General features: G+C 64.7%; 5 protein-coding genes and 1 pseudogene. 2 read left to right on the top strand and 4 right to left on the bottom strand.

Annotation, left to right across the window (positions count from 1 at the left end):
* From EOA36_RS21765 to leuS, 3 genes and pseudogenes are all read right to left on the bottom strand, one after another.
* Positions 1-642: pseudogene (locus EOA36_RS21765) on the bottom strand (DNA translocase FtsK); the annotation flags it as partial.
* 364 nt (positions 643-1,006) lie between these two features.
* Positions 1,007-1,585: an LPS assembly lipoprotein LptE gene (gene lptE, locus EOA36_RS21760; protein ID WP_127279371.1), complete on the bottom strand. Its 579-nt coding sequence runs from the start codon at positions 1,583-1,585 to the stop codon at positions 1,007-1,009.
* Entirely contained in the window at positions 1,572-4,196 is a 2,625-nt protein-coding gene (gene leuS / locus EOA36_RS21755) for a leucine--tRNA ligase (protein WP_127279370.1), read from the bottom strand. Before leuS ends, lptE begins: the two co-directional genes overlap by 14 nt.
* 153 nt (positions 4,197-4,349) lie before the next feature.
* Between leuS and EOA36_RS21750 the strand changes: the two genes are divergently transcribed.
* Positions 4,350-5,012, top strand: a complete 663-nt coding sequence (locus EOA36_RS21750; RefSeq protein WP_127279369.1) for a YggS family pyridoxal phosphate-dependent enzyme — start codon at positions 4,350-4,352, stop codon at positions 5,010-5,012.
* A gap of 101 nt (positions 5,013-5,113) precedes the next feature.
* Positions 5,114-6,163, top strand: a complete 1,050-nt coding sequence (locus EOA36_RS21745) for an aldo/keto reductase (protein ID WP_127279368.1) — start codon at positions 5,114-5,116, stop codon at positions 6,161-6,163.
* A gap of 56 nt (positions 6,164-6,219) precedes the next feature.
* On the opposite strand, the gene EOA36_RS21740 is transcribed toward EOA36_RS21745, so the two are convergent.
* The coding region (locus tag EOA36_RS21740) for a LysR family transcriptional regulator (protein WP_145969250.1) at positions 6,220-7,035 on the bottom strand (816 nt) is incomplete at its 5' end.

Below are 7,035 nucleotides of genomic sequence, written 5' to 3'. Positions count from 1 at the left end.
GAACAAGGCGGTGACATCGGCCGCGGCGGACGCGGAGACGTCGGCTCGCGCCGCGGCAAGCGGTGGAGCCGCGACCGGTGCGCGCGGAGCCGGGCTGACCTGCCGGACCGGCGACGTCACATCGACCAGAAGGGGCGCCAGGCCCTCGAAGAAGGCGTGATCCGAAAGATAGGGCCGCCGGGCTTTTTCAGCGGTGGCTGCTTTGGCCGGCGCGCCATTCCCGGCGACGGGTGCCGGACGCGTGGCCGCTGGTGCCGTTGCGGGCACCTTCGGAGCCGCCGGCACAACGCCTTTCGACGTCTCGCCGCCGCGCGCTGGCTGAGCGGACCCGGCCGGTGACGCCCCGCGATGCATGACGGCGCCAGGCCCGGCCTGCTGCGTCGGGAGCGCCTGCGGGCGACCCTCCCCGGCAACCTCGTCCTGCTGGCGATGCTTGGGCTCATAGTCCGGCGTGCGTGTAAAACGCACATTGGGCGCAAGGAAAAAATACTCTTGCCAGGCAGGGCTTTCGGTGTCGCCGCCGAAATCGGCGACCCGCTCGGAATGACCTGCGTGAGAAGCGCCGGGCTGGCGAACATCCGCCTTGCCGCGCGGGCCGCCGGAACGCTCTCCTTGGGGGTCATCGGGCGAAACTGCGTGCAACGAATTGACCCGAGAAAAACGCCTGGCTTCCATGCTCAAGACTCACTGTGAAATGTCTGCTGAGCAATAGGGAGCGAGTGGTTAACAGATGCTTCCTGTCAGCGTCGCTGGAGCGATCGAGACGCATCTTTCGCGGCGACGCCGCACGATGAGGATTCGAGCAGCCGATCGTGTTTCCACAACCGGTTGCTCATCCGAATGCGGCTATTGGAAAAAGGGCGAGCCTTTGCTCGCGTGACAACCAGCGGGCGGAGATTTACATGCCGCCAAACAGCACGGCTGCCGACGAGTCCGATCGCCGGGAACAGGAAATGCGATCAAGGAGAGAGGGGCGATTCGGCCTCTTCTGATGCGGCGACTCGCGCTAGCTGGCCGTCTTGCCGTGCCGGGCCAGATCCTGGGCGATGGACAGTTGCAGGGCCTCGGCCAGTTCGCGCGCGGCACGGTTCTCGGCGTCGATCTGCGCCCGGTAGGAAGCAAACTCCTGACGCGGCCTGTCGAAGGACGAGGTGATCGCCCGCTTGCCGACCGCGATCACCGCGCCGGTTTTCGCATCGGTTAGCGTGTAGCCGGCGGTCAGTGTCACCGAACCGGCGGTCGGCTCGTCTTGATCGGTTCCAACCTGGACCAGCGCCGAGGATTCAACGGCTTCGGTCACGCCGAGATCGAGCGAATAAAGCGGCGAGGCCGGTTCGCCGGCGCCGCGCCCGAACCCGAAGATCAGATTGTTGCGCACCTGCTGGGCATAACGCGTCCGGACCGGCTTGACGGCAATCGACGCCAGCTCGGCATTGGCGGTCGAGCCGGTCGACAGCGGCGCGCTGGAATAGAGCGGCCGCACCTGGCAGGCCGAGACGAGCGCAAGCGAACCGACAAGACCGGCAAGCGCGATGCGGCGCAGCAGACCGCTCAACTCTGTCTTTTCCCGATCAGGCAACGACATTGACGATCCTCTGCGGCACGATGATCACCTTGCGCGGAGCCTTGCCTTCAAGTGCTTTCTGCACGAAGTCGAGAGCCAAGACCGCTTTTTCGACCGCACCTTGGTCCGCGTCGCGGGCAATTGTCAAATCGCCCCGCTTCTTGCCGTTGACCTGCACCGGATAGGTGACTTCGTTGTCGACGACCAGCGCCGGATCGAAGACCGGCCACGGCCGTTCGGCGAGCAGATCGGTGCCGCCCAGCACCTCCCAGCACTCTTCGGCAAGGTGCGGCATCACGGGCGCGATCAGATGCACCATGATCTCCACGGCCTCGCGGCAAGCGCTTTTCAGCGCCGTATCAGCCTTGCCTTCCGTCACCTCGTTGAGCGGAGTGGTCAGCGCGTTGGCCAGTTCATAGATGCGGGCGATGGCACGGTTGAAGGCGAGCTTCTCGATGTCTTCGCCGACCGCCTTCAGGATTTTGTGCGCGGCCTTGGAAACCGCTCCGGCGTCGCCATCATTGGCGGCCTTCGGTGCAATGCCTGCCAGCGTCTCGGCCGCCGTCGACACCAGCCGCCAGATGCGCTGCATGAAGCGATGCGCGCCGGCCGCACCATCGTCGGTCCACTCGACATCGCGTTCGGGCGGCGAATCCGACAGCATGAACCAGCGCGCCGTGTCGGCGCCGTAGCCATCGGTGATGTCTTCCGGGCTCACCGTGTTCTTCTTCGACTTCGACATCTTTTCGAGCGGGCCGATGGTGACCGCCTCGCCGGTGGCGATGTCGATGGCGCGGCGCTTGCCGTCGACATCCTCCAGCCGCACTTCGGCCGGCGCCAGCCAGCGGCCGTTCGATGCCGAACCGACACGGTAGGTTTCGTGCACGACCATGCCTTGCGTGAACAGGCCCTTGAACGGCTCGGCCAGGTCGACATGGCCGGTCTCGCGCATGGCGCGGGTGAAGAAGCGTGAATAGAGCAGATGCAGGATCGCATGCTCGATGCCGCCAATATACTGGTCGACCGCCAGCCACTCGTTCGCTGCCTTGGGATCGGTCGGGTCATGCGCCCACGGCGCTGTGAAGCGGGCGAAATACCAGGACGAATCGACGAACGTGTCCATCGTATCGGTTTCACGGCGCGCGTCCTTGCCGCATTGCGGGCACTTCACATGCCGCCAGGTCGGGTGACGGTCGAGCGGATTGCCCGGCCGGTCGAAATCGACATCGTCCGGCAGCTTGACCGGCAGGTCGGCCTTCGGCACCGGCACCACGCCGCAATCCTCGCAATGGATCATCGGGATCGGGCAGCCCCAGTAACGTTGCCGCGAAATGCCCCAGTCGCGCAGGCGGAAGTTCACCTTGCGCTCGGCCATTGGGCGATTGCCGATGGTCTTTTGTTCCAGCAGCCTGGCGACCTCGTCGAAAGCTCGGTCCGGAGTCATGCCATCAAGGAAGCGCGAGTTGATCATCGCCCCATTGTCGGTATAGGCCACGTCGATCACCTGGAAAGCCGACGGGTCCTCGCCGTCCGGCATCACCACGGGCACCACCGGCAAGCCGTATTTGTTGGCGAAGTCGAGGTCGCGCTGGTCATGCGCCGGGCAGCCGAAGATGGCGCCGGTGCCATATTCCATCAGCACGAAATTGGCGACATAGACCGGCAGCGTCCAAGTACCGTCGAAGGGATGGACGACGCGGATGCCGGTGTCGAAGCCCTTCTTCTCAGCCGTCTCCAGCGCCGCCACCGAAGTGCCCATATGGCGGACTTCGTCGATGAATTTCGCCAGCGCCGGATTGGTCTCGGCGGCCTTTTTGGCCAGCGGATGATCGGCGGCGATCGCCATGAACGAGGCGCCGAAAATGGTATCGGGCCGCGTCGTGTAGACCTCAAGCTCGTGCTCGCCGGCAATTTCCGAGGCCAGCGGCCAGCGGATCAGCAGACCTTCCGAACGGCCGATCCAGTTCTGCTGCATCAGCTTCACTTTTTCGGGCCATTCGTCGAGGCCGTCGAGCGAATCCAGCAGGTCCTGCGCGAAATCGGTGATTTTGAAGAACCACTGCGTCAATTCGCGCTGCTCGACCAGCGCGCCGGAGCGCCAGCCGCGTCCGTCGATGACCTGCTCGTTGGCGAGCACCGTCATGTCCTCCGGGTCCCAGTTGACCTTGGAGGATTTGCGCGTCACCAGCCCCTTCTCGACGAAGTCGAGGAACAGCATCTGCTGGCGGTGGTAGTAATCGACATCGCAGGTGGCGAATTCGCGCGCCCAGTCCAGCGACAGGCCCATCACCTTGAGCTGCTCGCGCATGGTGGCGATGTTCTGGTCGGTCCACTCCTTGGGATGAACCTTGTTCTGCATGGCGGCGTTTTCGGCCGGCATGCCGAAGGCGTCCCAGCCCATCGGATGCAGCACGTTGAAGCCCTTGGCCCGCTTGTAACGCGCCACCACGTCGCCCATCGTATAGTTGCGGGTGTGGCCGATATGGATCCGCCCCGACGGATAGGGGAACATTTCCAGCACGTAGTATTTCGGGCGCGGATCGTCATTGTGCGCTTCGAAAAGCTTCTTTTCGGCCCAGGCCTTCTGCCATTTGGGTTCTGACGCGCGCGGATTGTATCGTTCGGTTGCCATGGGACGTTTTTCACTTAAAAGCATGCGGACTGCGGGCAAGAGCCCGGCAGTTCGCGAAATGTGGTCCGGGTGTTCACCATGGTTTGGCAAACCCGTCAACCATATGGGCATCGCGTCCGACAAAAACGCGGGTCAAAACAGCGGGATTTGCATATGGGCGACACCGTTCAGCAGTTTTTAGCGGTCAAGGCGAAGATTACCGCCGCCGAGCAGGAGGCTGGCCGTGAAGCCGGCGCGGTGACGCTGGTGGCGGTCTCCAAGACCTTCGACGCCGTCGATATCCAACCCGTGATCGAGGCCGGCCAGCGCGTCTTCGGCGAGAACCGCGTCCAGGAAGCACAAGGCAAATGGCCTGACCTGAAGGAGGCTTTCCCCGACATTGAATTGCACCTGATCGGCCCGCTGCAGTCGAACAAGGCCAAGGAGGCGGTAGCGCTGTTCGACGTCATCGAAACGGTGGATCGCGAAAAGATCGCCGCCGAGCTCACCAAGGAAATTGTCCGGCAAGGTCGGGCGCCAAAACTCTATGTCCAGGTGAATACCGGTTCCGAACCGCAAAAGGCCGGCATCGAACCGCGCGAGGCGGTCGCCTTCGTCAAACGCTGCCGGGAAGTCCACGGCCTCACCATCGAAGGCCTGATGTGCATCCCGCCGGCTGACGAGAATCCCGGCCCGCACTTCGCCTTGCTGGAAAAACTGGCGCGGGAGGCCGGCGTCGCCGGACTGTCGATGGGCATGTCGGGCGATTACGAAACGGCGATCGCCTTTGGCGCCACCAGCATACGAGTCGGCTCCGCCATCTTCGGCAGCCGCTAGCCGTTGGGCCAGATCGACGAGGTCGCTGCGCCAACACTGGAAACGAAACGTGCCGTTCCTATTTGTTTCGTGTCATCACACATTTCTCTGGAGCTTTTGCCATGCGCTACAATCAGCTTGGAAATACCGGGCTTTTCGTTTCCGAACTTTGCCTCGGCACCATGACCTTCGGCGCCGCCGGCCAGAACGCCCAATGGGGCCTGATCGCCAGCCTCGACCAGAAGGGCGTCAATGAGATTGTCGGCCACTCGATTGCCGCCGGCGTCAACTTCTTCGACACGGCGGACGTCTATTCCTTCGGCGAGTCCGAACGCCTGCTCGGCCAGTCGCTCCGGGATCTCGGCATTGCCAGGTCGAGCGTGGTCATCGCCACCAAGGTCCATGCCGCCACGGGCGACGGGCCGAACCAGCGCGGCTCCTCGCGCGGCCACATCATGGATTCGGTCGATGCCAGCCTCGAACGGCTGCAGCTCGACCATATCGATCTCTATCAGTTGCACGGCACCGACGCGGTAACGCCGATCGACGAAACGCTGCGGGCACTCGACGATCTCGTCTCCAGCGGCAAGGTCCGCTATGTCGGCGTGTCCAACTGGCAGGCCTGGCGCATCGCCAAGGCGCTCGGCATCGCCGACCGCAAGGGCTTTGCCGGCTTCGAGACCATCCAGTCCTATTATTCGATCGCCGGCCGCGACCTCGAACGCGAGATCGTGCCGCTGATCAACGAGGAGAAGCTCGGCCTGATGGTGTGGTCGCCGATGGCCGGCGGCCTGCTGTCCGGCAAATACGGCCCTGGCGCGCCGGGCAATGGCGAGGGCCGCCGCGCGTCCTTCAACTTCCCGCCGGTCAACGAGGAGCGCGCCTGGGCAGCGGTCGCCGCCATGCGCGAGGTCGCCAGGAAGCATGATGTCAGCGTCGCCACCGTGGCGCTCGGCTATGTCCTGGCCAAGCCTTTCGTCATGAGCGTGATAATCGGCGCCAGCCGCATGGAGCAGCTCGAACAAAACCTCGCCGCCACCAGCCTCAAGCTCGATGCCGACGATCTCGCCAGGCTGGATGAGGTGAGCGCCTTGCCGGCCGAATATCCCGGCTGGATGGTCGAGCGCCAGGGCGCCGGCCGGCGTCCGGCGCCCTTCGTCCCTAAGGCATAGCCTGCGGGAAAGCCGGCCTTTTCGAAGCCGCGTATCCCATGGACGCGCGGCTCCAACTACAGCCGAACCGTCTCGGCCAGGAAATCGAGAAAGGCCCGCACCCGTGCCGGCAGATGGCGGCCCTGGCCGACATAGACGGCGTGCGTCGCCTCCTCGTCGCCCGGGTTGAAATCCTCCAGCAGCGGCACCAGCCGCCCGGCGGCGATATCGGCCGCCACATGCCAGCGCGCCAGCCGGGAAATGCCTACCCCGGCCAGCGTCATCAGCCGCATTGCCTCGCCATCGCTGACCAGCGCGTTGCCGGTGATCGGGATCATGACGGCATTGCCCTGCGCGTCGAGGAACGGCCAGCCGTCAATATGCCTGACGAAGCCGAAGCCCATCCGGTTGTGTGTGTCGAGATCGGCTGGCGTCAGCGGCGTGCCATGCGGCTCGAGGTAGGAAGGGGCCGCAACGAGGACCACCGGGCTCTGCCCGAGCTTGCGCGCCACCAGCCGTGATTCGCCGAGCGGCCCGGCCCGGATCGCTACATCGGCGCGTTCGGCCATCAGGTCGATGACACTGTCGGTCAGCACCAGATCGACCGAGATTTCGGGATAGCGTTCGAGGAAGCGCGGCAGCAGCGGGATCAGCCGGTGCACCCCGAACGGCACGTAGGTGTTGACGCGCAGCCGCCCGCGCGGCGCGGCGCCCGCGGCCGCCTCACGCTCCGCCGCCGCCATGTCGGCAAGGATGCGTAGCCCGCTTTCATAAAACGCCGCCCCTTCCGGCGTCAGCAGCAGCTTGCGCGTCGAGCGGCTGACCAGCCGCGCGCCAAGCCGGGCTTCCAGCCGCGCGATCAGCTTGCTGACGGCCGACGGCGTCATGCGCAG

Origin of the sequence: Mesorhizobium sp. M8A.F.Ca.ET.021.01.1.1 (assembly GCF_003998025.1) — a bacterium.
Taxonomy (GTDB): Bacteria; Pseudomonadota; Alphaproteobacteria; order Rhizobiales; family Rhizobiaceae; genus Mesorhizobium.
The sequence above is the reverse complement of the archived record's forward strand: the minus strand, read 5'-3'. Positions and strand labels throughout refer to the sequence as shown.

What these genes read in the sequence shown, in the direction of transcription:
- lptE (WP_127279371.1), bottom strand. Translation starts at nt 1,585, where the DNA reads ATGTCGTTGCCTGATCGGGAAAAGACAGAGTTGAGCGGTCTGCTGCGC.
- leuS (WP_127279370.1), bottom strand. Translation starts at nt 4,196, where the DNA reads ATGGCAACCGAACGATACAATCCGCGCGCGTCAGAACCCAAATGGCAG.
- EOA36_RS21750 (WP_127279369.1), top strand. Translation starts at nt 4,350, where the DNA reads ATGGGCGACACCGTTCAGCAGTTTTTAGCGGTCAAGGCGAAGATTACC.
- EOA36_RS21745 (WP_127279368.1), top strand. Translation starts at nt 5,114, where the DNA reads ATGCGCTACAATCAGCTTGGAAATACCGGGCTTTTCGTTTCCGAACTT.